Annotated in this window: 26 protein-coding genes and 1 other annotated feature; of the genes, 25 read left to right on the top strand and 1 reads right to left on the bottom strand. The window is 40.1% G+C overall.

Annotated elements, in window-relative coordinates:
• The first annotated feature begins 73 nt into the window (after window positions 1-73).
• From cysE to tuf, 21 genes are all read left to right on the top strand, one after another.
• The gene (cysE, locus tag SLH51_RS15980; protein ID WP_335962350.1) at window positions 74-733 is read left to right on the top strand and encodes a serine O-acetyltransferase; all 660 of its coding nucleotides are present in this window, start codon (window positions 74-76) and stop codon (window positions 731-733) included.
• Between the two features lie 44 nt (window positions 734-777).
• Window positions 778-2175 (top strand): cysteine--tRNA ligase, encoded by a 1398-nt coding sequence (gene cysS / locus SLH51_RS15975; protein WP_335962349.1) that lies wholly within the window; start codon window positions 778-780, stop codon window positions 2173-2175.
• A 1-nt stretch (window position 2176) separates the two neighbouring features.
• The gene (locus tag SLH51_RS15970; protein WP_335962348.1) at window positions 2177-2584 is read left to right on the top strand and encodes a Mini-ribonuclease 3; all 408 of its coding nucleotides are present in this window, start codon (window positions 2177-2179) and stop codon (window positions 2582-2584) included.
• A 24-nt stretch (window positions 2585-2608) separates the two neighbouring features.
• A complete protein-coding gene (gene rlmB / locus SLH51_RS15965) occupies window positions 2609-3358 on the top strand; it encodes a 23S rRNA (guanosine(2251)-2'-O)-methyltransferase RlmB (RefSeq protein ID WP_335962347.1) in 750 nt (249 codons plus the stop codon).
• A gap of 1 nt (window position 3359) precedes the next feature.
• The gene (locus SLH51_RS15960; RefSeq protein ID WP_335962346.1) at window positions 3360-3869 is read left to right on the top strand and encodes an NYN domain-containing protein; all 510 of its coding nucleotides are present in this window, start codon (window positions 3360-3362) and stop codon (window positions 3867-3869) included.
• A 79-nt stretch (window positions 3870-3948) separates the two neighbouring features.
• Window positions 3949-4605, top strand: a complete 657-nt coding sequence (sigH, locus tag SLH51_RS15955) for an RNA polymerase sporulation sigma factor SigH (protein WP_335962345.1) — start codon at window positions 3949-3951, stop codon at window positions 4603-4605.
• A gap of 196 nt (window positions 4606-4801) precedes the next feature.
• Window positions 4802-4951 carry a 50S ribosomal protein L33 gene (gene rpmG, locus SLH51_RS15950; protein ID WP_335962344.1) on the top strand — a complete coding sequence of 50 codons (150 nt, stop codon included), beginning with the start codon at window positions 4802-4804 and terminating at the stop codon, window positions 4949-4951.
• A 93-nt stretch (window positions 4952-5044) separates the two neighbouring features.
• Window positions 5045-5239 (top strand): preprotein translocase subunit SecE, encoded by a 195-nt coding sequence (gene secE / locus SLH51_RS15945; RefSeq protein ID WP_335962343.1) that lies wholly within the window; start codon window positions 5045-5047, stop codon window positions 5237-5239.
• Between the two features lie 119 nt (window positions 5240-5358).
• The gene (gene nusG, locus SLH51_RS15940) at window positions 5359-5892 is read left to right on the top strand and encodes a transcription termination/antitermination protein NusG (RefSeq protein ID WP_335962342.1); all 534 of its coding nucleotides are present in this window, start codon (window positions 5359-5361) and stop codon (window positions 5890-5892) included.
• 170 nt (window positions 5893-6062) lie between these two features.
• Window positions 6063-6488 (top strand): 50S ribosomal protein L11, encoded by a 426-nt coding sequence (gene rplK, locus SLH51_RS15935; protein ID WP_335962341.1) that lies wholly within the window; start codon window positions 6063-6065, stop codon window positions 6486-6488.
• Window positions 6489-6542: 54 nt separating this feature from the next.
• Window positions 6543-7283: a 50S ribosomal protein L1 gene (gene rplA / locus SLH51_RS15930; protein WP_335962340.1), complete on the top strand. Its 741-nt coding sequence runs from the start codon at window positions 6543-6545 to the stop codon at window positions 7281-7283.
• A 58-nt stretch (window positions 7284-7341) separates the two neighbouring features.
• Window positions 7342-7473: a sequence feature (ribosomal protein L10 leader region), on the top strand.
• Between the two features lie 38 nt (window positions 7474-7511).
• A complete protein-coding gene (rplJ, locus tag SLH51_RS15925) occupies window positions 7512-8009 on the top strand; it encodes a 50S ribosomal protein L10 (protein WP_335962339.1) in 498 nt (165 codons plus the stop codon).
• Window positions 8010-8077: 68 nt separating this feature from the next.
• On the top strand, window positions 8078-8440 hold the full coding sequence (gene rplL / locus SLH51_RS15920) for a 50S ribosomal protein L7/L12 (protein ID WP_335962338.1): 363 nt from the start codon (window positions 8078-8080) through the stop codon (window positions 8438-8440).
• A 154-nt stretch (window positions 8441-8594) separates the two neighbouring features.
• A complete protein-coding gene (locus SLH51_RS15915) occupies window positions 8595-9197 on the top strand; it encodes a class I SAM-dependent methyltransferase (protein ID WP_335962337.1) in 603 nt (200 codons plus the stop codon).
• A gap of 320 nt (window positions 9198-9517) precedes the next feature.
• Window positions 9518-13060: a DNA-directed RNA polymerase subunit beta gene (gene rpoB / locus SLH51_RS15910; RefSeq protein WP_335962336.1), complete on the top strand. Its 3543-nt coding sequence runs from the start codon at window positions 9518-9520 to the stop codon at window positions 13058-13060.
• 124 nt (window positions 13061-13184) lie between these two features.
• A complete protein-coding gene (gene rpoC / locus SLH51_RS15905) occupies window positions 13185-16811 on the top strand; it encodes a DNA-directed RNA polymerase subunit beta' (protein ID WP_335962335.1) in 3627 nt (1208 codons plus the stop codon).
• Window positions 16812-16899: 88 nt separating this feature from the next.
• Window positions 16900-17148, top strand: coding sequence for a 50S ribosomal protein L7ae-like protein (locus SLH51_RS15900; RefSeq protein ID WP_335962334.1), 249 nt, complete (start codon window positions 16900-16902; stop codon window positions 17146-17148).
• 109 nt (window positions 17149-17257) lie between these two features.
• Entirely contained in the window at window positions 17258-17677 is a 420-nt protein-coding gene (gene rpsL, locus SLH51_RS15895; protein ID WP_335962333.1) for a 30S ribosomal protein S12, read from the top strand.
• Window positions 17678-17706: 29 nt separating this feature from the next.
• Window positions 17707-18177 (top strand): 30S ribosomal protein S7, encoded by a 471-nt coding sequence (gene rpsG / locus SLH51_RS15890; protein ID WP_335962332.1) that lies wholly within the window; start codon window positions 17707-17709, stop codon window positions 18175-18177.
• Window positions 18178-18228: 51 nt separating this feature from the next.
• On the top strand, window positions 18229-20307 hold the full coding sequence (gene fusA, locus SLH51_RS15885; protein ID WP_335962331.1) for an elongation factor G: 2079 nt from the start codon (window positions 18229-18231) through the stop codon (window positions 20305-20307).
• Window positions 20308-20444: 137 nt separating this feature from the next.
• Entirely contained in the window at window positions 20445-21635 is a 1191-nt protein-coding gene (tuf, locus tag SLH51_RS15880) for an elongation factor Tu (RefSeq protein ID WP_335962330.1), read from the top strand.
• Between the two features lie 264 nt (window positions 21636-21899).
• On the opposite strand, the gene SLH51_RS15875 is transcribed toward tuf, so the two are convergent.
• Window positions 21900-23099 (bottom strand): MFS transporter, encoded by a 1200-nt coding sequence (locus SLH51_RS15875; RefSeq protein WP_335962329.1) that lies wholly within the window; start codon window positions 23097-23099, stop codon window positions 21900-21902.
• Between the two features lie 310 nt (window positions 23100-23409).
• Here SLH51_RS15875 and rpsJ point away from each other — a divergent pair, with 310 nt between their 5' ends.
• The 4 genes from rpsJ (at window position 23410) to rplW (ending at window position 25378) form a co-directional block, all read left to right on the top strand.
• Window positions 23410-23718, top strand: coding sequence for a 30S ribosomal protein S10 (gene rpsJ / locus SLH51_RS15870; RefSeq protein WP_227938904.1), 309 nt, complete (start codon window positions 23410-23412; stop codon window positions 23716-23718).
• 91 nt (window positions 23719-23809) lie between these two features.
• The gene (gene rplC, locus SLH51_RS15865) at window positions 23810-24439 is read left to right on the top strand and encodes a 50S ribosomal protein L3 (RefSeq protein WP_335962328.1); all 630 of its coding nucleotides are present in this window, start codon (window positions 23810-23812) and stop codon (window positions 24437-24439) included.
• Window positions 24440-24464: 25 nt separating this feature from the next.
• On the top strand, window positions 24465-25088 hold the full coding sequence (gene rplD, locus SLH51_RS15860; RefSeq protein ID WP_335962327.1) for a 50S ribosomal protein L4: 624 nt from the start codon (window positions 24465-24467) through the stop codon (window positions 25086-25088).
• Entirely contained in the window at window positions 25088-25378 is a 291-nt protein-coding gene (rplW, locus tag SLH51_RS15855) for a 50S ribosomal protein L23 (protein ID WP_332696588.1), read from the top strand. The genes rplD and rplW overlap by 1 nt, the downstream gene beginning before the upstream one ends.
• Window positions 25379-25391: the final 13 nt, after the last annotated feature.

Raw genomic sequence — 25391 nt, 5'->3', positions numbered from 1 at the left:
TTTTTTATATGTTATAGCTGCTTGTTAGGCAAACAATTATGCTCGGGTTTGTAGAAAAGGGGGATGAGAACACATGAGGAAGAAGTTTCGAACATTATTAAACGACGTTGATGTTGTATTTGAACAAGATCCTGCTGCAAGAAGTCGACTTGAAGTTATTTTTACCTACTCAGGTGTTCACGCAATCTGGGCACACCGGTTTGCACATTGGTTTTGGAGACGGAAAATGTATTTCTTAGCCAGGGTAATCTCACAAATTAGTCGATTTTTTACAGGGATTGAAATTCACCCTGGGGCTGTGATCGGTCAACGTTTATTTATTGATCATGGTATGGGAGTTGTTATTGGAGAAACGTGTGAAATCGGAAATAACGTGACGATTTATCAAGGAGTGACACTTGGAGGAACGGGCAAAGAAAAAGGAAAGCGGCACCCGACAGTGGAAGACGGTGTGTTAATCGCATCTGGGGCTAAAATATTAGGTTCCTTTAAAATTGGAGAAAATGCAAGAATAGGTGCTGGGTCCGTTGTGTTAAAAGAAGTACCCGTTAACTCAACGGTTGTAGGGATCCCAGGGAAAATTGTGATCCAAGACGGAGTGAAAGTAGAGCATGGACTAAATCACCACACCCTACCTGATCCGATTGCCGATAAGTTAAAAGAATTAGAAGAGGAAATAAAAGCATTAAAAGCGGAGCGAGAACATTGGCATAAATCTTCATCAATGGATTAGCTTTTAGCATAATGTAGTAGAAAAAGAAAGAAGGAGTCAATTAGATGTCTATTCATGTTTATAATAGTCTGACTAAAACAAAGGAACCGTTCATTCCCATTGAGGAAGGAAAAGTAAAGATGTATGTTTGTGGTCCGACGGTTTATAACTATATCCACATTGGGAATGCAAGGCCGCCGATTGTATATGATATGGTTCGGAAATACTTGGAATACCGAGGCTATGATGTAACTTTTGTTTCGAATTTCACCGATGTTGACGATAAAATTATTCGTGCAGCCAATGAACTAGGCGAAGATGTATTTAAAGTGGCCAATCGATTTATTGAAGCGTATCACCATGATACATGTGCACTTGGTGTAAAGGAAGCTGATATTCATCCTCGTGTTACAGAAACGATTCCGGAGATTATTGCGTTTGTTCAGGCGTTGGTCAACAAAGGGTATGCCTATGAATCAAAGGAAGATGTTTACTTTAGAACGCGAAAATTTGAAGGGTACGGCAAACTTTCTTCTCAATCCATTGAAGACTTACGGTCTGGAGCGCGAATTGAAGTTGATGAACGGAAAGAAGATGCGCTCGATTTTGTTCTCTGGAAAGCAGCAAAAGAAGGCGAAGTATCTTGGGAAAGTCCGTGGGGAGAAGGTAGACCAGGGTGGCATATTGAATGTTCAGCAATGGTAAAGAAGTATTTGGGGGATACGATTGATATTCATGCTGGTGGTCAAGATTTATCTTTCCCTCATCATGAAAATGAAATTGCTCAATCTGAGTCTTTAACGGGTAAACCAATGGCAAATTATTGGCTGCATAACGGTTTTATTAACATAGATAATGAAAAAATGTCGAAATCACTCGGAAATTTTGTTTTGGCAAATGAAATCATTCGACAACATTCTGCAGAAGTCGTGCGTTTCTTCATGTTAACAGCACACTATCGCAGCCCAATTAACTTCAGTGATGAATTACTAGACGGAGCTCGGAACGGACTTGAACGATTAAAAACAGCTGTTTCAAGTTTAGAACATCGATTAGAAGAGTCAGCGGATCTTGGGCAAGAGGCAGATTGGTTGGAGAGAGTCGCTGCGCAAAAACAACGATTTATTCAGGAAATGGATGATGATTTTAATAGTGCAAATGGAATTGCTGTATTGTTTGACTTAGCGAAAGAGGCAAATCGTTATCTTCGTGAAGACCAAACATCGAAAAAAGTGATCGAATCCTTTATCTCGCTATTTCATGAGTTTGCAAATGTATTAGGCCTTACCTTGCATTCACAAAAAGAACTATTAGATGCTGATATCGAGCAATTAATAAAACAGCGAAATGAAGCAAGAAAACAAAAAGACTTTGCGCTTGCAGATCAAATTCGTGATGAATTAAAAGAACAAGGCATTGTTTTAGAGGATACGGCACAAGGTGTTCGTTGGAAACGAGGATAATATGAAGATCATTGAAGCTGAGGTAGATTTCAAGCAATTGAATGCATTAGCGCTTGCCTACATGGGTGATTCGGTATTAGATATGTATATTCGCTATTATCTCATTGCTAAAGGCAATGTTAGGCCGCATCGCCTCCATGTTGAGGCAACGAAGTACGTATCAGCAAAAGCTCAAGCGTTTATTATGGGTGGGCTACTTGATGAAGGCTTTTTAACCGATGAAGAAGTAGCGATATTTAAGCGAGGACGAAATGCAAAATCGGGTTCAATCCCTAAAAATACCGACTTAAATACATACCGGTATTCAACTGGTTTTGAGGCATTATTAGGATATCATTATTTCCAAGGAGAAGAAGAGCGTCTTGATGAAATTATGAAAAAAGCCGTTATCATTATAGAGAATAAATAAGTCAGAAGAAAGGAGGAAAAGAAAATGAGTCAAGAGTTTATTACCGGAAAAAATCCGATTATTGAAGCGCTAAAATCAGGTCATTCAATCAATAAAATTTGGATTGCAGAAGGATCGCAAAAAGGGCAAATGACCAAAGTTGTTCAGTTAGCAAAGGAAAATGGTGTACTCATTCAACATGTTCCAAAAAAGAAATTAGTACAGCTTGTGGATACAGATAATCATCAAGGTGTTGTTGCTTCTATTGCTGCATATGAGTATGCAGAGATTGACGACTTATTTGATGCTGCGAGTAAGAAAGGGGAGGATCCATTTTTCCTAATATTAGATGAAGTGGAGGACCCTCATAATCTTGGATCGATCTTACGTACAGCAGATGCAGTAGGTGCTCATGGAGTGATTATCCCAAAACGACGTGCAGTAGGACTAACACAAACGGTTGCCAAGTCTTCAACAGGGGCGATTGAATATGTTCCTGTTGTCAGAGTAACCAATATAGCAAGAACAATGGATGAGCTAAAGAAACGTGGCATTTGGTTTGCTGGTACGGATGCATTAGGTTCTGATGATTATCGTAAGGCCACATTTACGATGCCAATCGGACTTGTCATTGGTAGTGAAGGAAAAGGAATAAGTCGCCTAGTAAAAGAAAAATGTGACTTCCTAGTGAAGATCCCAATGGTTGGTCACGTTACGTCTTTAAATGCCTCGGTGGCGGCAAGTTTACTTATGTATGAAGTGTATCGGAGACGCCATGAAATAGGTAGTGAGTGAGATGAAGGATATCTTACTTGTTGACGGCTATAACATGATTGGAGCATGGCCTGAACTCCGAATATTAAAAGATAAAGACTTGGGACTTGCAAGGGATCGTCTCGTTGAAGCTATGGCTGAGTACCAAGCCTATACAGGTTATAAAGTAAAAGTAATTTTTGATGCTCATATGGTTGAAGGGATAGGGAAGAGCTACCATAACCATCGTGTCGATGTCCTTTATACACGTAAGAATGAGACAGCAGATGAACGAATTGAGAAGCTTGTAAATGAGTTAAAAAGAATTGATACACGTATCCACGTGGCAACATCTGATTTCACTGAGCAATCGTTGATCTTTGGAAGTGGTGCACTAAGGAAGTCTGCACGTGAATTATTACTTGAAACAGAAACGATTGAAAAGGGTATCGACACAGAAGTACAAAATACGCAAAAAAGGAGAAATTCGACAAAAATTCCGCTTAGTGATGAAATTGCTGAAATTTTTGAAAAATGGCGTCGACAGCGTTGATGCGTGGTTGACCAGCTGGAAAACTGTGCTATATAATGGGTCTATACTTTAGACAACAGCAAAGGTCGGAGGGATTGTCGTGAGCATGGACCTTCAAGAAACCAAGGTAAAACCGATTTATGACACAGTGGAAGATGATGAATTAGTCATTTTTGTTCGAAATGGTGATAGTGGTGCGCTAGAGTTTTTAATTAATAAATATAAGAATTTTGTTCGTGCTAAAGCAAGATCTTATTTTTTAATTGGTGCTGACCATGAGGATATTGTTCAAGAAGGAATGATTGGACTTTATAAAGCGGTTCGTGACTTTAATGGGGACAAGCTGTCTTCTTTTAAAGCGTTTGCCGAGCTTTGTATAACGAGGCAGATCATTACAGCTATTAAGACAGCTACAAGACAAAAACATATTCCTTTAAATTCATATGTTTCTCTTGATAAGCCTTTATACGATGAGGAATCTGATCGAACTTTGCTAGATGTAATCTGTGGAACACGTGTGACAGATCCGGAAGAATTGTTAATTAATCAAGAAGAGTTTGAAGATATTGAATTAAAAATGGGTGAACTTCTTAGTGATCTTGAGCGACAAGTATTAATGCTTTATTTAGATGGAAGGTCCTATCAAGAGATATCGGTTGATTTGAATCGTCATGTAAAGTCAATTGATAATGCCTTACAGAGAGTAAAGCGAAAATTAGAACGCTATGTAGAACTTAAAGGAGTTTCGATATCGTAAGTGATAGAGGGTAGCTCATGGCTAGTGTCTGAAGTCTTCTAGTACATAATCTAAAATGGTTGTGCTACTAGATAGAAGTAGATTCTACATGTGCCGCCCTCTATTTTCTCATCTTACAGATTGTTCCCATAATTGACACGAAATGTTGCGTATGATAGATTTAGATAGTATGTACTTTAAATGGTGGAGGTGCGTCGTGCGAACGAAAGTAGTACTAGCATGTGATGTTTGCCATTCGAGAAATTATGTAACTGAAAAAAGCAAACAAACGCACAGTAACCGCATTGAGATGAAGAAGTTCTGCAAGACTTGTCAAGAACACACCCTTCATCGTGAAACAAAGTAATTAGTATGATGTTTGAATTGCCAATAAAATGTAATAATTTCGAATAGATAATGACGTATTTGTCTATATTGATTGATGCTGGAGGTGTCTGTGTTGGCTGGCGGAGTGAAAAATATTGGGAAGTTTTTTCAAGATGTTGTACGAGAGATGAAGCGTGTATCATGGCCTAATCGTAAAGAATTAACGCGTTATACATGGGTTGTTATAGGAACGGTGGCTTTTATTTCTGTTTTCTTCTTTGTTGTAGATTATGGAATTTCAGAGCTTGTTCGCATCCTGCTCGGGTAATTTTTGTGTGTAATCGTTACAATTGCTTTTAAAAAGTTATGCAATGGCTTAGAGGTTGTCTTCGTAATAGACAAGCTCTATATTGAAGAGGAGGGAAGGACAAAACCGTCCTAGTTAACATGGAAAAAAATTGGTATGTGCTTCATACGTATTCAGGGTACGAAAATAAGGTGAAGACGAATCTGGAAAAACGTGTAGAATCGATGGATATGACAGATAAGATCTTCCGTGTGCTTGTGCCTGTTGAAGAAGAGACAGAAGTGAAAAACGGCAAAAGTAAAACGGTAACAAAGAAAGTTTTTCCTGGTTATGTCATTGTTGAAATGATCATGACTGATGATTCTTGGTATGTTGTGAGAAACACACCAGGAGTAACAGGGTTTGTTGGATCTTCAGGTGCAGGATCTAAGCCTACACCGCTTCTTCAAGAAGAAGTTGAATCTATTTTGAAACAAATGGGTGTAGAGCAACCTAAGGCGGAAATTGATTTTGAAGTAAAAGAATCTGTTAAAGTGAAGGAAGGTCCTTTTGCTAACTTCGTTGGGTCAATTGAAGAGATTCAAATGGATAAGCAAAAGCTAAAAGTTCATGTTAATATGTTTGGTCGTGAAACGCCAGTGGAATTGGACTTTAATCAAGTCGAAAAGATTTAATTAAAAAAAACTTGATATCTTTTGTTAGAAATGATAGAATCTTCATGGTTGACATTGGTTTCATAAAATGAACCATCGGGTGCACAAAGCATTGCATCCGTTTTTTGAGTGGGAGGGTGAAAATATAAACACCCGGATACCACATCACGGACTTTAAGGAGGTGTGTCACGTGGCTAAAAAGGTTATTAAAATGGTTAAATTACAAATTCCTGCTGGGAAAGCTAATCCAGCGCCACCAGTTGGTCCTGCATTAGGTCAAGCAGGTGTAAATATTATGGGATTCTGTAAAGAATTCAACGCTCGTACTTCAGACCAAGCGGGTCTTATTATCCCGGTTGAGATCACAGTATTTGAAGACCGTTCGTTTACATTCATCACGAAAACTCCACCTGCAGCTGTTCTTTTAAAGAAAGTTGCTGGAATCGAGTCAGGTTCTGGAGAACCTCATGTTAAAAAGGTTGCTACAGTGAAGCGTGATAAAGTACGCGAGATTGCTGAGACAAAAATGCCAGATCTTAACGCAGCTGATGTAGAAGCAGCTATGCGTATGGTTGAAGGTACTGCTCGCAGCATGGGTATTGTGATTGAAGACTAATTGGTAAGTTACTGAAGGTTGCAGCCTATTTGATAGGTTCGCAACCTTTCATAAGTGGGAGGTATTACCGCTAAAACCACATTCGAGGAGGAAATAAGCATGGCTAAGAAAAGTAAAAAATATACAGATGCTTTGAAACTTGTTGATCGTGAAACTGCGTATCAAGTAGAAGAGGCTATTGAATTAGTAAAGAAAACAGCGACGGCAAAGTTCGACGAAACAGTTGAAGTAGCTGTACGTCTTGGTGTTGACCCTAAGAAAGCAGACCAACAAATTCGTGGTGCTGTAGTTCTTCCAAACGGAACAGGTAAAACACAACGTGTACTTGTATTCGCTAAGGGTGAAAAAGCAAAAGAGGCAGAAGCTGCTGGTGCTGATTATGTAGGAGACGAAGATTTCATTAATAAAATCAACCAAGGTTGGTTTGAGTTTGATGTAATCGTTGCTACACCTGACATGATGGCTCAAGTAGGTAAATTAGGTCGCGTCCTTGGACCAAAAGGTTTAATGCCGAATCCTAAAACTGGTACTGTAACATTTGATGTAACGAAAGCTGTTAATGAAATCAAAGCTGGTAAAGTTGAATACCGCGTTGATAAAGCTGGAAACATCCACGTACCAATTGGAAAAGTTTCTTTTGAAACTGGAAAGCTTATTGAAAACTTTAAAACAATCATTGAAACTCTTGTTAAGGTTAAACCTGCAGCTGCAAAAGGTACGTACATGAAGAACGTAGCGATTGCTTCTACAATGGGACCTGGAGTTCGTGTAAATGCAACTGCGCTTGCAAAATAATGATTGACATATAGGTCTTGTGTCTGTATACTCTTAAGGGTGTCTTACACAAGACGCATTAAAATTGAATGTCATACCGTAGACAGTAGGTGTGTGAGAAACACTTAATCTCCTACCGAGGTAAGCAATAGATACAGTGATCTGTGTTTGTATGCCCTCATGTCTACATGGGGGCTTTTTATATGCTTCTTTTAACGGTATGGTAGAAAAACCATAGGAGGTGTAAGGATGAGCGTATTAGAACAAAAAAAGCAAGTAGTATCGGACATTGCGACGAAACTACGTGATAGTAAATCAACGGTTGTAGTCGATTACCGCGGATTGACGGTTGCTGAAGTGACAGAACTTCGTAAGCAACTTCGTGAAGCTGGTGTTGAGTTCAAGGTTTACAAGAACACGCTTGCGCGTCGTGCGACTGCTGAGGCGGAACTAACTGCTCTTGATGAGCAACTTGTAGGTCCTACAGCGATTGCATTTAGTACAGAGGATGTTATTGCTCCTGCTAAGGTCATTAACGAATTTGCTAAAAAGCATGAAGCGCTTGAGATTAAAGCGGGTGTCATTGAAGGACAAGTTGCGACTGTTGCAGAAGTGAAAGCTCTTGCTGAACTTCCATCACGCGAAGGACTACTTTCAATGCTTGCAAACGTACTTCAAGCTCCAGTTCGTGGTTTTGCATTGGTTACAAAGGCTGTTGCAGAACAAAAAGAAGAGCAAGGTGCTTAAGAGCATCTTAGCATCTTGATTGTTAACAAACGAAATTAAAATAAAACAATAAATAGGAGGATTTTAAAATGACTAAAGAACAAATCATTGAAGCGGTTAAAGAAATGACTGTTTTAGAACTTAATGACCTAGTAAAAGCTATTGAAGAAGAATTTGGTGTAACTGCTGCTGCTCCTGTAGCTGTAGCTGCTGCTGGTGGAGACGCTGGTGCTGCTGAGCAAACTGAATTTGATGTTATTCTTGCATCTGCTGGTGGTTCTAAAATCAACGTTATCAAAGTTGTTCGTGAAATCACAGGTCTTGGTCTTAAAGAAGCGAAAGGTCTTGTTGATGGTGCTCCTGCTCCAATCAAAGAAGGCGTTTCTAAAGATGAAGCTGAAGAGTTCAAAGCTAAGCTTGAAGAAGCTGGCGCATCTGTAGAAGTTAAGTAATAGTATTAAATAAGAAGGACTCGCTTATGCGGGTCCTTTTTTTCAAGTTGTTATAGATCGATTTGTGATTGCAAGTAAATACAAAGATGGAAGACTCAAGTAGGTGGTTACTTGGTTATAATGGAGAGGAAATACTTAGAAAAGGGGTGATTGTGTGTCTGAACATTATTATTCAGCGAACCCGGGAGTAGAAAGTGACGAGCGTGATTGGACGTTCACATTAAGGGAAATGTCCTTTCGCTTTTATTCAGATCGCGGGGTTTTTTCTAAAAAAGAGGTAGACTTTGGTAGTAAGTTATTAGTTGAATCATTTGTTATCCCGGCTACGGAAGGTGATTTTTTAGATGTTGGTTGTGGGTATGGTCCGATTGGCTTGACGTTGGCAAAGCTTGATCACAATCGTCAAGTGCATATGGTAGACGTGAATGAAAGGGCGTTACAGTTGGCTTGTCGCAACGCAGAAAGAAACTCTATTAGCAATGTGATGATTTACAAAAGTGACTGTTTGGAAAGTGTTACAAAAAAAGATTTTAGTGTAATCGTGACAAATCCCCCGATTCGAGCTGGAAAAAAAGTGGTACATGCAATTTTTGAACAATCATTCCACCACTTAAAAAAAGAGGGGGAGCTCTGGATTGTTATTCAGAAGAAACAAGGGGCACCATCGGCTATTGAAAAATTACAAAGTCTCTTTCAAGAAGTAGAAGTGGTTGTAAAGAAAAAAGGCTACTATATTATTAAAGCAAAAAAAGATTGACCGTACTTGTCTTTTGTGATATTGTTATTTAATGCGTATAACTACCTATTTTTAGATCGTGTTTTTTTAGGAAAGTCAAGTGGAAATATTTGAATAACGATGTTTAATAGTGGTTATACTAATATAATCGAATGAAGTTTGTTACCTATTTTTCGTTAAGAGAAAGAAATCGAGCTTTCTTTTAACGTCCGTACATATTGAGTGTGCGAGTTTTGCTTAATCGATAAAAATGTTTTATTTCATTCTATTTTTATCAATGGCAGAAATAGAGGAGTAAACATTTTTAGATACTATAACGCGAGATTTGAGGGGTGAATCAGTTGACAGGTCAACTAGTTCAGTATGGACGCCACCGCCAGCGAAGAAGCTATGCAAGGATTAACGAAGTGTTGGAGCTGCCGAACTTAATCGAAATTCAGACAGCATCCTATCAGTGGTTTCTTGATGAGGGCCTAAGAGAGATGTTTCAAGATATTTCTCCAATTCAAGACTTCACAGGGAACTTAGTTCTAGAATTTATTGACTATAGTCTTGGAGAACCAAAGTATCCAGTGGATGAATCGAAAGAACGTGATGTGACGTATGCTGCGCCTTTACGTGTAAAGGTTCGTCTCATTAACAAAGAAACTGGAGAAGTAAAAGAGCAAGAAGTCTTTATGGGAGATTTTCCATTGATGACTGAGACAGGTACGTTTGTGATCAATGGCGCAGAACGTGTTATTGTATCTCAGCTCGTACGCTCGCCAAGTGTATATTACAGTCAAAAAACGGATAAAAACGGTAAAAAGGGATTTACAGCTACTGTTATCCCGAATCGGGGTGCGTGGTTAGAGCTTGAAACAGACGCTAAAGATATCGTTTACGTTCGTATCGACCGCACAAGAAAAATACCAGTGACGGTTCTTTTGCGTGCATTAGGTTTTGGATCTGATCAAGAGATCATTGATTTATTAGGAGAAGATGAATATCTTCGTAACTCGTTAGAAAAAGACAATACAGACGGTACAGAGAAAGCGCTACTTGAAATTTATGAGCGTCTTCGCCCTGGAGAACCACCAACTGTTGAAAATGCAAAAAGTCTTTTGGATTCACGTTTCTTTGACCCGAAACGCTATGACTTAGCGAATGTTGGTCGTTACAAGATTAACAAGAAACTTCATATTAAAAATCGTTTATTTAATCAACGTCTAGCAGAAACATTAGTAGACCCTGAAACAGGAGAAGTAATCGCTGAAGAAGGGACGTTGCTAGATCGTCGTACACTCGATCGTATCCTGCCTTACATTGAAAACAATGTAGGATTCCGTCATGTGCGCGCGTCTGGCGGTGTTGTAAATGATGACGAGATTGCATTGCAATCAATTAAAATTTATGCTCCTAACGATCAAGATGGGGAACAAACGATTCGAGTGATTGGGAATGCAATGGTTGAACGTGATGTGAAGCATATTACACCATCTGATATTATTGCAGCTATTAACTACTTCTTTAATCTATTACACGGTGTCGGTGGTACTGATGATATTGATCATCTCGGAAATCGTCGTCTTCGTTCTGTAGGAGAACTTTTGCAAAATCAATTCCGTATCGGTTTATCCCGTATGGAAAGAGTTGTTCGTGAGCGGATGTCGATCCAGGACCCTAATATGATTACGCCGCAAGCGTTAATTAATATCCGCCCTGTTATCGCATCGATCAAAGAGTTCTTTGGTAGCTCGCAGTTATCTCAGTTCATGGACCAAACGAACCCGTTAGCTGAATTAACGCATAAACGTCGTCTTTCGGCACTTGGACCAGGTGGTTTAACACGTGAACGTGCGGGCTTTGAAGTTCGAGATGTTCACTACTCCCACTATGGACGTATGTGCCCGATTGAAACACCAGAGGGACCAAACATTGGTTTGATTAACTCTCTTTCTTCCTATGCAAAAGTAAATGAATTTGGGTTTATGGAGACACCGTATCGCCGAGTTGATCCTGATACAGGGAAAGTAACTTCTCAGATTGATTATTTAACTGCAGATGAAGAGGACAACTATGTTGTCGCACAAGCGAATGCACGCCTTAATGACGATGGCTCATTCATTGATGATAATATCATCGCTCGTTTCCGTGGGGAAAACACTGTTGTACCTCGTGAACGTTTAGATTATATGGATGTATCGCCAAAACAAGTTGTTTCTGCTGCGACATCTTGTATTCCATTCTTAGAAAACGATGACTCTAACCGTGCTTTAATGGGAGCGAATATGCAACGTCAAGCAGTTCCGTTGCTTGTACCAGAAGCTCCAATTGTCGGTACCGGTATGGAGCATGTATCTGCAAGGGATTCAGGTGCAGCGATTGTTTCAAAAAGCAAAGGGATCGTAGAACGTGTAACAGCAAAAGAAATTTGGGTTCGCCGCCTTGAAGAAATTGATGGCAAGGAAGTAAAAGGTGACCTTGATAAATATAAGTTACAAAAGTTCATCCGTTCGAACCAAGGAACTAGCTATAACCAACGACCAATTGTAGCAGAAGGAAACGTTGTTACGAAACGTGAAATTTTAGCTGACGGTCCATCTATGGAACTTGGTGAAATGGCACTTGGACGTAATGTTATGGTTGGTTTCATGACATGGGATGGTTATAACTATGAGGATGCGATCATTTTAAGTGAGCGTCTTGTAAAAGATGATGTGTATACATCTGTTCATATTGAAGAATATGAATCAGAAGCTCGTGATACAAAGCTTGGACCTGAAGAAATTACACGTGACATCCCGAATGTAGGGGAAGATGCTCTTAAGAATCTTGATGAGCGTGGAATTATTCGTACAGGTGCTGAAGTGAAAGATGGCGACATTCTCGTAGGGAAGGTTACACCTAAAGGGGTAACAGAACTAACGGCTGAAGAGCGTCTTTTGCATGCAATCTTCGGTGAAAAGGCTCGTGAAGTACGTGACACGTCGCTTCGAGCACCGCATGGTGGAGATGGAATTGTTCTTGATGTGAAGATCTTTAATCGTGAAGATGGAGATGAGTTGCCACCAGGAGTGAACCAATTGGTTCGTGTTTACATCGTACAAAAGCGAAAAATTCATGAAGGTGACAAGATGGCCGGACGTCATGGAAATAAAGGTGTTATCTCGCGTATTCTTCCTGAAGAAGATATGCCTTATTTACCAGACGGAACGCCAATTGATATCATGTTAAATCCATTAGGTGTACCATCTCGTATGAACATCGGTCAGGTACTAGAGCTTCACCTAGGAATGGCTGCTAGAAAATTAGGTATCCATGTTGCGTCACCAGTATTCGATGGTGCTAACGAGGAAGATGTTTGGTCAACGATTGAAGAGTCAGGTATGGCGCGTGATGGAAAGACGGTTTTATATGATGGTCGTACGGGTGAACCTTTTGATAACCGTGTGTCTGTCGGGATTATGTATATGATCAAACTTGCGCACATGGTCGATGATAAGTTACATGCTCGTTCAACTGGTCCATATTCACTAGTAACGCAACAGCCTCTCGGTGGTAAAGCACAGTTTGGTGGCCAGCGTTTTGGAGAGATGGAAGTATGGGCACTTGAAGCTTATGGAGCTGCCTACACGCTTCAAGAAATCTTAACTGTTAAATCCGATGATGTTGTTGGACGTGTTAAGACGTATGAAGCGATCGTTAAAGGAGAAAATGTTCCTGAACCAGGTGTACCAGAATCATTTAAAGTACTTATTAAAGAACTTCAATCCTTAGGTATGGATGTGAAGATGCTTTCAAGTAACGAGGAAGAAATTGAAATGAGAGAACTTGATGACGAAGATGAACAAACAAGTGAAAAGTTAAATTTAAACTTCGAAACAAGTGAATCAAAAGCATAAATAAAGCTTGGGAGCTAGTAAAGGCTAGTTCCCTCAAGCTGTCTACTTTGTATATGAACGGATTTTTACGTTATTACAGTCACGTGCTCGATTAGACATGGAAACGAAAAGGGAGGTTAGCCCCTTGATAGATGTAAACAACTTCGAATATATGAAAATTGGTCTTGCTTCACCAAACAAAATCCGCTCTTGGTCAAGAGGGGAAGTTAAGAAGCCTGAAACAATCAATTATCGTACGTTAAAGCCTGAAAAGGATGGGCTTTTCTGTGAACGTATTTTCGGTCCAACAAAAGACTGGGAATGTCATTGCGGAAAGTATAAGCGTGTTCGGTACAAAGGTGTTGTATGTGACCGTTGTGGGGTAGAAGTGACTCGTGCAAAGGTTCGTCGTGAGCGTATGGGGCATATTGAACTCGCTGCACCTGTATCACATATTTGGTATTTCAAAGGAATTCCAAGTCGTATGGGACTTGTCCTTGACATGTCTCCGCGTTCACTTGAGGAAGTAATTTATTTTGCTTCTTACGTTGTAACAGACCCAGGTGATACGCCGCTTGAGAAAAAGCAGCTTCTTTCTGAAAAAGAGTATCGTACATACCGTGATAAGTATGGTCGTTCGTTTAATGCCCAAATGGGTGCTGAAGCGATTCGAAAGCTACTTGCTGACATTGATTTAGAGAAGGAAGTAGGGCTTTTAAAAGAAGAACTAGTAACTGCTCAAGGTCAACGTCGTACACGTGCGATTAAAAGACTAGAAGTATTAGAAGCGTTTCGTAACTCTGGCAATGAACCATCTTGGATGGTTCTTGATGTTCTTCCTGTTATCCCACCAGAGCTTCGTCCGATGGTCCAACTAGATGGTGGACGATTTGCAACATCTGATTTAAATGACCTTTACCGTCGAGTTATTAACCGTAACAACCGCTTGAAGCGCCTTCTTGATTTAGGGGCACCGAATATCATTGTTCAAAATGAAAAGCGTATGCTTCAAGAAGCAGTTGATGCGTTAATTGATAATGGTCGTCGTGGCCGTCCTGTTACAGGACCGGGGAACCGTCCGCTTAAGTCTCTTTCGCATATGTTGAAAGGGAAACAAGGGCGTTTCCGTCAAAATCTACTTGGTAAACGTGTTGACTATTCTGGTCGTTCCGTTATCGTAGTAGGTCCTAACCTAAAAATGTATCAGTGTGGATTACCGAAGGAAATGGCGCTTGAGCTCTTTAAACCATTTATTATGAAAGAGCTTGTTAGCAAGGGCCTTGCTCATAATATTAAGAGTGCAAAGCGGAAAGTGGAACGAGTTCAACCGGAAGTATGGGATGTGTTAGAAGAAGTAATTCGTGAGCATCCGGTCTTATTGAACCGTGCTCCTACTCTTCACCGTCTTGGTATTCAGGCATTTGAGCCAACTCTTGTTGAAGGTCGTGCGATTAAACTTCATCCACTTGTTTGTACTGCTTATAATGCAGACTTTGATGGAGACCAAATGGCTGTCCACGTTCCATTGTCAGCAGAAGCACAAGCGGAAGCGCGTATTTTAATGCTTGCAGCTCAAAATATTTTGAATCCAAAAGACGGAAAGCCAGTTGTTACACCATCTCAAGATATGGTCCTTGGTAACTACTATCTAACATTGGAACGAGTAGATGCAAAAGGCGAAGGATCTATTTTTAAGGATACAAATGAAGCATTGATTGCCTATCAAAATGGATATGTTCATTTGCACAGTCGAGTTGCTGTTCCAGTAGCATCGCTTAACAAACCAACATTCCGCGAAGATCAATCAGATAAGCTGTTGTTAACAACAGTTGGTAAACTAATCTTTAATGAAATATTACCGGAAACATTCCCATATATTAATGAGCCGACAATGTACAATTTGGAAGAAGAAACACCAGAAAAGTACATTGTTCCTAGTACGACAAATGTGAAAGAACATTTCTTAAACAACGAACTTGTTTTGCCGTTTAAGAAAGGGTTCTTAGGTAACGTCATTGCTGAAGTGTTCAAAAAGTTTGCGATTGCGGAAACATCTAAAATGCTTGACCGTATGAAAGAACTAGGATTTAAACACTCAACTAGAGCAGGTATAACAGTAGGGGTTGCCGACATCGTCGTATTAGCGGAAAAGAAAGAAATTCTTACAGAAGCTGAACAGAAGGTTGAGAAGATTCTAAAGCAATTCCGTCGTGGTCTAATCACAGAGGAAGAGCGTTATGATCGAGTTATCTCTGTATGGAGTGAAGCGAAGGATGTTATTCAAAGTAAGTTAATGGGTACGCTTGATCGAAGTAACCCGATCTTCATGATGAGTGACTCTGGTGCTCGTGGTAACGCATCAAACTTTACGCAGCTTGCCGGTATGCGTGGTCTTATGGCTAACCCGTCTGGTCGAATCATTGAGCTTCCAATTAAATCAAGTTTCCGTGAAGGGTTAACAGTACTCGAGTACTTTATCTCGACTCATGGTGCGCGTAAAGGACTTGCTGATACGGCGCTTAAGACTGCCGATTCAGGTTACCTTACTCGTCGACTTGTTGATGTTGCGCAAGATGTCATTGTTCGCTCAGATGATTGTGGTACGGACCGTGGCTTAGCTGTTCAAGCGATTAAAGAAGGCAATGAAGTAATTGAGAATTTATACGATCGTCTTGTTGGTCGTGTTGCATTTAAGACACTTAAACATCCTGAAACGGGTGAAGTGTTGATTAGTAAAAATGAATTGATTCATGAAGATATTGCTAGAACGATTATTGAAGCAGGCGTAGAAGAAGTAACGATTCGTTCTGTATTTACGTGTGATACTCGCCATGGTGTATGTAAGAAGTGTTACGGACGTAACCTTGCTACTGGTAGTGACGTAGAAGTTGGGGAAGCGGTTGGGATTATCGCTGCTCAATCAATCGGTGAGCCTGGAACACAGCTTACAATGCGTACCTTCCATACGGGTGGGGTTGCCGGTGATGATATTACACAAGGTCTTCCGCGTATCCAAGAATTATTTGAAGCACGTAATCCTAAAGGGCAAGCGGTTATCTCTGAAATTGATGGTGAAGTTATTGATTTCAAAGAAGGAGATAAGCGTGAGGTCACGATTCGAAGTGAAATGGAAACGAAGAATTATGCGATTCCATACGGTGCTAGAATTAAAGTTTCCATTGGTGACTTTGTTAAGTTTGGTGAGCCTATTACAGAAGGTTCCATTGACCCTAAAGAGTTGCTAAAAGTTAAAGGTATGAGTGGCGTACAAGAGTACTTACTTCGCGAAGTACAAAAAGTTTATCGTATGCAAGGGGTTGAAATTGGCGATAAGCACGTAGAGGTAATGGTTCGCCAAATGCTTCGTAAAGTGCGCGTTGTCGATGCGGGTGAAACAAATGTATTGCCAGGTTCGCTTATTGAAATTCAACAGTTTAACGATGAGAACAAAAAGGTCCTTCTTGATAGACAGCGTCCTGCAACCGGGAAACCTGTTTTACTTGGTATTACAAAAGCATCACTTGAAACAGACTCATTCTTATCCGCTGCATCGTTCCAAGAAACAACACGTGTCTTAACAGATGCTGCGATTAAAGGTAAGAGAGATGAATTACTTGGTCTAAAAGAGAATGTTATCATTGGGAAGCTTGTACCAGCTGGAACTGGAATGCCGCGTTATCGTCATATAAACATTACTTCTGAGTACGATGAGGTTGCTGTTGAATCTACCGAGGAAGTTAAAGTTGGAGAAGAAGTGCTCACTCACGAATGATTTTCATAAAGATGTTGACATTCGTTACTAAAGGGTGATAATATATCAAAGTGTGCCTGAGAAAACCTGTTGCTTTGGAGGATGAAACATGTCTTATGAAAAAGTCTTACAGGCAAAAGATCTAGTTATAGGTACCAAACAAACGCTTAAGGCGCTTGATGATGGTATTGTCTCTGAAGTTCTTATTGCAAAAGATGCCGAATACCACGTAGTATACAAAGTTGAAGCATTAGCTAAGACCAAAGATATACCACTTTTATATGTCGACTCAATGAAGAAGCTTGGAAAAGCTTGTGGAATTGAAGTCGGTGCAGCCACTGTTGCTTTAAGGAAGTAATTGTGTTTTTGCCATCCGGAGTTTCCCGTTTGGCAAAAACTTTCCTTTTGCCTAAAGATGATCCACCAGGATCAGTGGTCTTAATTAATCGAAGAGAGGAGGAAACAAAATGCCTACAATTAATCAATTAATTCGTAAAGGTCGTGTTGCGAAAGTTAAGAAGTCTGATTCACCAGCTCTTAACAAAGGGTTCAACAGCTTTAAAAAGTCTCAAACTAATCTTTCATCTCCACAAAAGCGTGGTGTATGTACTCGTGTTGGTACAATGACTCCAAAGAAGCCGAACTCAGCACTTCGTAAATATGCTCGTGTACGTTTGACAAACCAAATTGAGGTAACAGCTTACATCCCAGGGATCGGTCACAACCTTCAAGAGCACAGTGTTGTACTTATCCGTGGTGGACGTGTAAAGGATTTACCAGGGGTTCGTTATCACATCGTACGTGGTGCACTTGATACGGCTGGGGTTCAAAACCGTATGCAAGGTCGTTCTAAATATGGAACGAAACGTCCAAAAGCTAAAAAGTAATCTATTAAAAGTTGAAGGGAGGGTAAATTATGCCTCGTAAAGGACCAGTCGCTCGTCGCGACGTATTACCAGATCCAATTTATAAGTCGAAGCTTGTTACACGTTTGATCAACCGTATTATGGAGGATGGAAAACGTGGTAAAGCACAAACGATTCTTTACAATGCATTTGACCTTGTTAAAGAACGTAGCGGAAACGATCCTATGGAAGTTTTCGATCAAGCTCTAAAAAACATTATGCCTGTTCTTGAAGTTAAAGCTCGTCGTGTCGGTGGTGCTAACTATCAAGTGCCAATCGAAGTGAAACCTGAACGTCGTACGACTTTAGGACTTCGTTGGTTAGTAAGTTATTCACGTGCTCGTGGAGAGAAAACGATGGAAGAACGCCTAGCTAATGAAATTCTTGATGCAGCAAACAACACAGGTTCTGCTGTTAAGAAGCGTGAAGATACTCACAAGATGGCAGAAGCGAACAAAGCATTCGCTCACTATCGCTGGTAGGATTTATATCATACTAAATAAATTGATTGAATCAGGAAGGAGAAATACCCTATGGCAAGAGAGTTCTCCTTAAAAGATACACGTAATATCGGCATCATGGCTCACATCGATGCCGGTAAAACAACAACAACTGAACGTGTTCTTTTCTACACAGGACGTATCCATAAAATTGGTGAAACTCATGAAGGTGCATCTCAAATGGACTGGATGGCACAGGAGCAAGAGCGTGGAATCACGATCACTTCTGCTGCAACAACAGCTTCTTGGAAAGATCACCGTATTAATATCATTGATACACCTGGACACGTAGATTTCACTGTAGAAGTAGAACGTTCATTACGTGTGTTGGACGGAGCTGTAGCAGTACTTGATGCTCAATCTGGAGTTGAGCCTCAGACAGAAACAGTTTGGCGCCAAGCTACTACTTATGGTGTGCCACGTGTCGTATTTGTAAACAAAATGGACAAGACAGGTGCAGATTTCCTTTATTCTTTAGGTACTCTTCGTGAACGTCTTCAAGCGAATGCGCATGCAATCCAATTACCAATTGGTGCAGAAGATGATTTCGAAGGAATCATTGACCTTGTTGAAATGGTCGCTTACTTCTACGAAGATGACCTTGGTACTCGTACGGAAGCAAAAGAAATTCCTGCAGAGTACAAGGATAAAGCTCAAGAACTACATGAGCAACTTGTAGAAGCTGTGGCTGAACTTGATGAAGAGTTAACAATGAAGTACTTAGAAGGTGAAGAGATCACAAAGGAAGAACTTAAAGCTGCAATCCGTACAGGTACTTGTAACGTTGAGTTCTACCCAGTAATTTGTGGATCGGCATTTAAGAACAAAGGTGTTCAACTTATGCTTGACGCAGTTCTTGATTACCTTCCATCACCTTTAGATGTTCCAGCTATCAAAGGTATTGTACCTGATAGTGATGAAGAAGTAATTCGTGAGTCTGGTGATGATCAACCATTCTCAGCACTAGCGTTTAAGGTTATGACTGACCCTTACGTTGGAAAACTTACTTTCTTCCGTGTTTATTCAGGAACACTAGATTCAGGTTCTTATGTTAAGAACTCTACGAAAGACAAGCGTGAGCGCGTTGGACGTATTTTACAGATGCATGCAAATTCACGTGAGGAAATCTCTACGGTTTACTCTGGTGATATTGCGGCGGCTGTAGGTTTGAAAGATACAACAACTGGGGATACTCTATGTGATGAAAAGAGTCTTGTAATTCTGGAATCTATGGATTTCCCTGAGCCAGTTATTTCATTATCAGTTGAGCCTAAATCAAAGGCTGACCAAGATAAAATGGGTATGGCTTTAGCGAAGCTTGCTGAAGAAGATCCAACTTTCCGTACTGAGACTAACGAAGAAACAGGTCAAACGATTATTTCTGGTATGGGTGAGCTTCACCTTGATATCATTGTTGACCGTATGAAGCGTGAGTTTAAAGTTGAAGCTAACGTTGGTGCTCCTCAAGTTTCATATCGTGAAACAATTCGTCAATCGGCTCAAGTTGAAGGTAAATTCGTCCGTCAATCTGGTGGTCGTGGACAATTTGGTCACGTATGGATTGAATTCTCTCCTAACGAAGAAGGAGCAGGATTTGAATTTGAAAATGCAGTAGTTGGTGGATCTGTTCCTCGTGAATACATTAACTCTGTTCAACAAGGGGTTGAAGAATCTCTAGTTAATGGTATGGTTGCTGGCTATCCTATTATCGATATTAAAGCTAAGTTATATGATGGTTCTTACCATGATGTCGATTCTAGTGAAATGGCGTTTAAAATTGCCGCTTCAATGGCACTTAAAAACGCTAAATCAAAATGTGCACCAGTGTTACTTGAGCCATTGATGAGAGTTGAGGTTGTTGTACCTGAAGAGTACATGGGCGATGTAATGGGTGACGTTACTGCACGTCGTGGACGTGTTGACGGAATGGAAGCACGTGGTAACGCTCAAATCGTTAAAGCATTTGTACCTTTAGCTGAAATGTTTGGTTACGCAACTTCACTTCGCTCACGTACACAAGGACGCGGAACGTATTCAATGTTCTTTGATCATTATGAAGAAGTTCCAAAGAGTGTTTCTGAAGAGATTATTAAGAAACAAACTGGACAATAATATTTGTTTATAATTGTTTCTAATGTCTTTTTGTTGTAAGCTAAGAAAGGTGTGAATTTCGTTTCGATCTTTCACCTTTCTTATCCATAAAAAATTCTTAAATTATACTTATGTTCAATTAAGGGAGGAAATGAATCATGGCTAAAGAAAAATTCGACCGTTCCAAGACACATGCCAATATTGGTACAATTGGACACGTTGACCACGGTAAAACTACACTTACTGCTGCAATTACAACAGTATTAGCTAAAAAATCTGGTAAAGGTACTGCAATGGCGTATGACGCTATCGATGGTGCTCCAGAAGAGCGTGAGCGTGGAATCACAATCTCAACTGCACACGTTGAGTATGAAACTGACTCTCGTCACTATGCACACGTTGACTGCCCAGGACACGCTGACTATGTTAAAAACATGATCACTGGTGCTGCACAAATGGATGGAGGAATCCTAGTAGTATCTGCTGCTGATGGTCCAATGCCACAAACTCGTGAGCACATCCTATTATCACGTCAAGTTGGTGTTCCATACCTTGTTGTATTCATGAACAAGTGTGACATGGTTGACGATGAAGAACTTCTTGAGTTAGTAGAAATGGAAGTTCGTGATTTACTTTCTGAGTACGACTTCCCTGGTGATGACATTCCTGTTATCCAAGGTTCTGCTCTTAAAGCTTTAGAAGGCGACGCTGATTGGGAAGCTAAAATCATCGAGCTTATGGATGCTGTAGATTCTTACATCCCAACTCCTGAGCGTGACAAAGAAAAGCCATTCATGATGCCAGTTGAGGATGTATTCTCAATCACTGGTCGTGGTACAGTTGCTACTGGTCGTGTTGAGCGTGGACAACTTAACGTTGGTGACACAATCGACATCATCGGTATTACTGAAGAGCCTAAATCAACTACTTGTACTGGTGTTGAAATGTTCCGTAAGCTTCTTGACTATGCTGAAGCTGGAGACAACATCGGAGCACTTCTTCGTGGGGTAGCTCGTGATGAAGTACAACGTGGACAAGTACTTGCTAAGCCTGGTACTATCACTCCACACACAAACTTCAAAGCTGAAGTTTATGTTCTTTCTAAAGAAGAAGGTGGACGTCACACTCCATTCTTCTCTAACTACCGTCCTCAGTTTTACTTCCGTACAACTGACGTAACTGGAATTTGTAACCTTCCAGAAGGCGTTGAGATGGTTATGCCTGGTGACAACATCGAAATGACGGTTGAGCTTATCGCTCCAATCGCTATCGAAGAAGGTACTAAGTTCTCTATCCGTGAGGGTGGACGTACTGTTGGTGCCGGCGTTGTTGCTTCAATTCAAAAGTAATAACAATAACGAACCACCTCGAATTTCTCGAGGTGGTTTTTTGGCTTTTATTTCTGTTTAATTGATATCTGATTTGATGCTAGATATGGTACTGTGACGCCATGAAATTGTGAGAAAAGTAATCATAAGGTCATCAAAAGGGGATAATGATGACCAAAAAGCATTTATAGAGGAACGTAGGTCATCTAAGAGAGAAAAAACTCTCTACCAGGTTCATACCTCTATCACTAAACCATTCTTTTCAATAATTTATTGTATTTAGAACTATGTATTAACGTTACTATTCCTCTCTCTAACTAGAACATACAAACAAATTGGGGCTAAAATCGTAACCACTCCAATTGCTGTAAAAGCGATCCCCCAAGAATAGTGATCTAAGAAAATTCCAAAGATTAAAGGAGCAAAGATTGTAGCACTAAATCCTAATACTGATTGAATCCCTAATGCAATTCCTAACAATTCAGGATCAGTCACTTCACTGATTGCTGTGTTGTAAATGGGTGAGTCAGCTACAATTGTGAATCCATAAATAAACGCAATCACTAACATAACAATAACAGGGACAAATGTAAGCCACCCTATGATGAGTGAACAAGTAATGCTAATAACTAGAAAAGCAGATGCAGTTTGTCCACGACCAAACCTATCAGAAAGACGACCTCCTATATAGGTGGCAATGCCTCCAACAATAATAATTAAAGCACCGGTTGTATTTCCTAATTTAATGGCGACATCACCCTCGTATCCGTGATTACTAAAATAAAAGACGAGAAAGGGACCGATCCAAGACCACATGGCATATAATTCCCAACAATGACATGTGTAGCCGCCATTAATAAGTAAGTTCTTTTTTTTAAAGACACTTTTTATTTTCGCAAAAGTTAACTTAGTTCCTTCTATCTTAATAGATGAAGGAATACGAATTGTCATAATTAACATAGCTGCAACAATACAAAGTGAAGATGTTACTAAAATGATCCCTTGCCAACCTATCAACTTTACAAATAAGCCAGAGATAAGTAACGAGCTCCCTGATCCAACAACTAAAGACCCGACATAAATGCCAAGGGCTCGTCCACGCTTTTCAACGGAAAATATATCTGCTACGATTTTCATTCCCGGAACATAGATACCAGCTACTCCGATACCGGATAACGTTCTTAGTACTAGAGCTGTTAAGAAACCTTCTGCAAATAAAGCAAAAACAATACCAGATATACCAGCTAGAAATGCACCGAAAACAAAGGAATACTTTGGGTTGTATGCCGTAATCAAAAAACTATAGAAAATAATAGCCAAAACATATCCTATATGAAAAAAAGCTAGGATAAGACCAGACTCACTAGATGATAAATTCCACTCAACTTCTATAATGGGAATAATGGAAGAATAATTAAACCATACTTGCATGACAAAAAACTGTGCAAGCGACAAGATCCATAATAATCGTACAGATTGCTTCATAATACCTCCTATATTTGATGCAATAATTAGTGCTAATTGTAGTTTACAACATTTGCTATAGGAAACTTAACGAATCAATGCATAAAGAAGTTGATTTTTTATAAAAGAGGCTATATAATAGTAAAAGTGTGATCAGCGTAAGTTTTCACTTGCACTGATTTTTAATTATGTGTATAATGTGTAACGTTGGTCATTGACAGCGATGATGCGGAAGGTTGCTGACACACCCGGCCCCATTGCCATGGCAGGGTGTAGGAAATTTTCGCGGAGTATGTCTGTTTATAAAATGGACGATAAAGGAGGGGCTATAATGGCAAAGCAAAAGATTCGCATTCGTTTGAAAGCATATGATCATAGAGTCCTTGATCAATCTGCAGAAAAGATTGTAGAAACAGCAAAACGTTCAGGTGCAAGTGTATCGGGTCCGATTCCACTTCCTACTGAAAAGTCTGTATATACAGTACTTCGTGCAGTTCACAAGTACAAAGATGCTCGTGAACAGTTTGAAATGCGTACTCACAAGCGTCTTATTGACATTGTGAATCCAACACCACAAACTGTGGATGCGCTAATGCGTTTGGATTTACCATCTGGTGTCGATATCGAAATTAAGCTGTAGTACTTACATTAAATTTAACTAATGAGAATTACTCATTATTATGATATGAAAAATGGCATAAAATTATGATTTTTAATAGGAGGTGTAACGGATGACTAAAGGAATCTTAGGTAGAAAAATTGGCATGACTCAAGTTTTTGCTGAAAACGGTGAAGTAATCCCAGTAACAGTTATTGAAGCTGAACCTAACGTGGTTCTTCAAAAGAAAACTGCTCAATCTGATGGTTACGAAGCAATCCAAGTAGGATTTGCTGACCAAAAGAAAGCAAACACAAACAAGCCAGCTGAAGGCCATGCTGCAAAAGCAAACACGGCTCCTAAGCGCTTCATCAAGGAAATCCGTAACGTAAATCTTGACGAGTATGAAGTAGGTCAAGAAGTTAAGGTAGATACATTCGCTGAAGGTGATGTAGTTGACGTAACAGGAACATCGAAAGGGAAAGGTTTCCAAGGTGCTATTAAGCGTCATAACCAATCTCGCGGACCGATGTCTCATGGTTCACGTTATCACCGTCGCCCAGGTTCGATGGGACCAGTTGCTCCAAACCGCGTATTCAAAGGAAAATTACTTCCAGGGCGTATGGGTGGAGAAACAATCACTGTTCAAAATCTTGAAATCGTAAAAGTAGATACAGATCGCAACCTTCTTTTAGTAAAAGGTAATGTACCTGGTGCAAAGAAGAGCTATGTGTCTATCCAAAGTGCGGTTAAAGTAAAATAAAGATTGAAAGAAAGGAGGACACATCATGCCGAAAGTAGCATTATTTAACCAAACAGGCTCTCAAGTTGGAGATATCGAACTAAATGAATCTGTATTTGGAATTGAACCAAACACAAGTGTGCTTCATGACGCTGTAGTAATGCAACAAGCATCTCTTCGTCAAGGAACACATAAAACAAAAGGACGTTCTGAAGTACGTGGTGGCGGTCGTAAGCCATGGCGTCAAAAGGGAACTGGTCGTGCACGTCAAGGATCGATCCGTTCACCACAATGGGTAGGTGGTGGTGTAGTATTTGGCCCAACGCCACGTAGCTACAGCTACAAATTGCCTAAGAAAGTTCGTCGTTTAGCTATTAAATCTGCTCTTTCTAGTAAAGTGCAAGCTGAGGAAATCGTAGTGCTAGAAAACCTAGCTTTCGATGCTCCGAAGACTAAAGAAATGGCTGCCGTTCTTTCTAGCCTATCTGCTGACCGTAAAGCATTAGTTGTAACTGCTGATTATAATGAAGCTGTTGCTCTATCTGCACGTAACTTACCTGGCGTAACGTTTGTTACAGCTGACCATGTAAACGTGCTTGATGTGCTTAAGCATGATAAGCTTGTTATTACGAAAGATGCCGTTGAAAAGGTAGAGGAGGTGCTTGCGTAATGTCAAACGCTCGTGATATCATTAAGCGCCCTGTGATTACTGAACGTTCAACTGACCTTATGAGTGATAAGAGATACACATTCGAGGTTGATGTTCGTGCTAATAAAACTCAAATCAAAGATGCGGTCGAAGAAATCTTTGAAGTGAAAGTTGACAAAGTAAACACAATGAATTACAAAGGTAAATCAAAACGTTTTGGTCGTTACACGGGTTACACAGCTCGTCGTAAAAAAGCCATCGTTACATTAACACCTGAGAGCAAAGAACTTGAGTTCTTTGAAGGTGTATAAGAATACTAGCGAA

The sequence above is a fragment of the Halalkalibacter kiskunsagensis genome (genome assembly GCF_037027555.1).
Classification (GTDB): domain Bacteria; phylum Bacillota; class Bacilli; order Bacillales; family Bacillaceae_D; genus Halalkalibacter; species Halalkalibacter kiskunsagensis.
This window is presented reverse-complemented; position numbering and strand designations above follow the sequence as displayed.

What these genes read in the sequence shown, in the direction of transcription:
- cysS (WP_335962349.1), top strand. Translation starts at nt 778, where the DNA reads ATGTCTATTCATGTTTATAATAGTCTGACTAAAACAAAGGAACCGTTC.
- tuf (WP_335962330.1), top strand. Translation starts at nt 20,445, where the DNA reads ATGGCTAAAGAAAAATTCGACCGTTCCAAGACACATGCCAATATTGGT.
- rpsL (WP_335962333.1), top strand. Translation starts at nt 17,258, where the DNA reads ATGCCTACAATTAATCAATTAATTCGTAAAGGTCGTGTTGCGAAAGTT.
- nusG (WP_335962342.1), top strand. Translation starts at nt 5,359, where the DNA reads ATGGAAAAAAATTGGTATGTGCTTCATACGTATTCAGGGTACGAAAAT.
- fusA (WP_335962331.1), top strand. Translation starts at nt 18,229, where the DNA reads ATGGCAAGAGAGTTCTCCTTAAAAGATACACGTAATATCGGCATCATG.
- rplC (WP_335962328.1), top strand. Translation starts at nt 23,810, where the DNA reads ATGACTAAAGGAATCTTAGGTAGAAAAATTGGCATGACTCAAGTTTTT.
- rplD (WP_335962327.1), top strand. Translation starts at nt 24,465, where the DNA reads ATGCCGAAAGTAGCATTATTTAACCAAACAGGCTCTCAAGTTGGAGAT.
- rpsG (WP_335962332.1), top strand. Translation starts at nt 17,707, where the DNA reads ATGCCTCGTAAAGGACCAGTCGCTCGTCGCGACGTATTACCAGATCCA.
- SLH51_RS15900 (WP_335962334.1), top strand. Translation starts at nt 16,900, where the DNA reads ATGTCTTATGAAAAAGTCTTACAGGCAAAAGATCTAGTTATAGGTACC.
- SLH51_RS15960 (WP_335962346.1), top strand. Translation starts at nt 3,360, where the DNA reads ATGAAGGATATCTTACTTGTTGACGGCTATAACATGATTGGAGCATGG.
- rplW (WP_332696588.1), top strand. Translation starts at nt 25,088, where the DNA reads ATGTCAAACGCTCGTGATATCATTAAGCGCCCTGTGATTACTGAACGT.
- rpsJ (WP_227938904.1), top strand. Translation starts at nt 23,410, where the DNA reads ATGGCAAAGCAAAAGATTCGCATTCGTTTGAAAGCATATGATCATAGA.
- rlmB (WP_335962347.1), top strand. Translation starts at nt 2,609, where the DNA reads ATGAGTCAAGAGTTTATTACCGGAAAAAATCCGATTATTGAAGCGCTA.
- SLH51_RS15970 (WP_335962348.1), top strand. Translation starts at nt 2,177, where the DNA reads ATGAAGATCATTGAAGCTGAGGTAGATTTCAAGCAATTGAATGCATTA.
- rplJ (WP_335962339.1), top strand. Translation starts at nt 7,512, where the DNA reads ATGAGCGTATTAGAACAAAAAAAGCAAGTAGTATCGGACATTGCGACG.
- SLH51_RS15875 (WP_335962329.1), bottom strand. Translation starts at nt 23,099, where the DNA reads ATGAAGCAATCTGTACGATTATTATGGATCTTGTCGCTTGCACAGTTT.
- cysE (WP_335962350.1), top strand. Translation starts at nt 74, where the DNA reads ATGAGGAAGAAGTTTCGAACATTATTAAACGACGTTGATGTTGTATTT.
- rplL (WP_335962338.1), top strand. Translation starts at nt 8,078, where the DNA reads ATGACTAAAGAACAAATCATTGAAGCGGTTAAAGAAATGACTGTTTTA.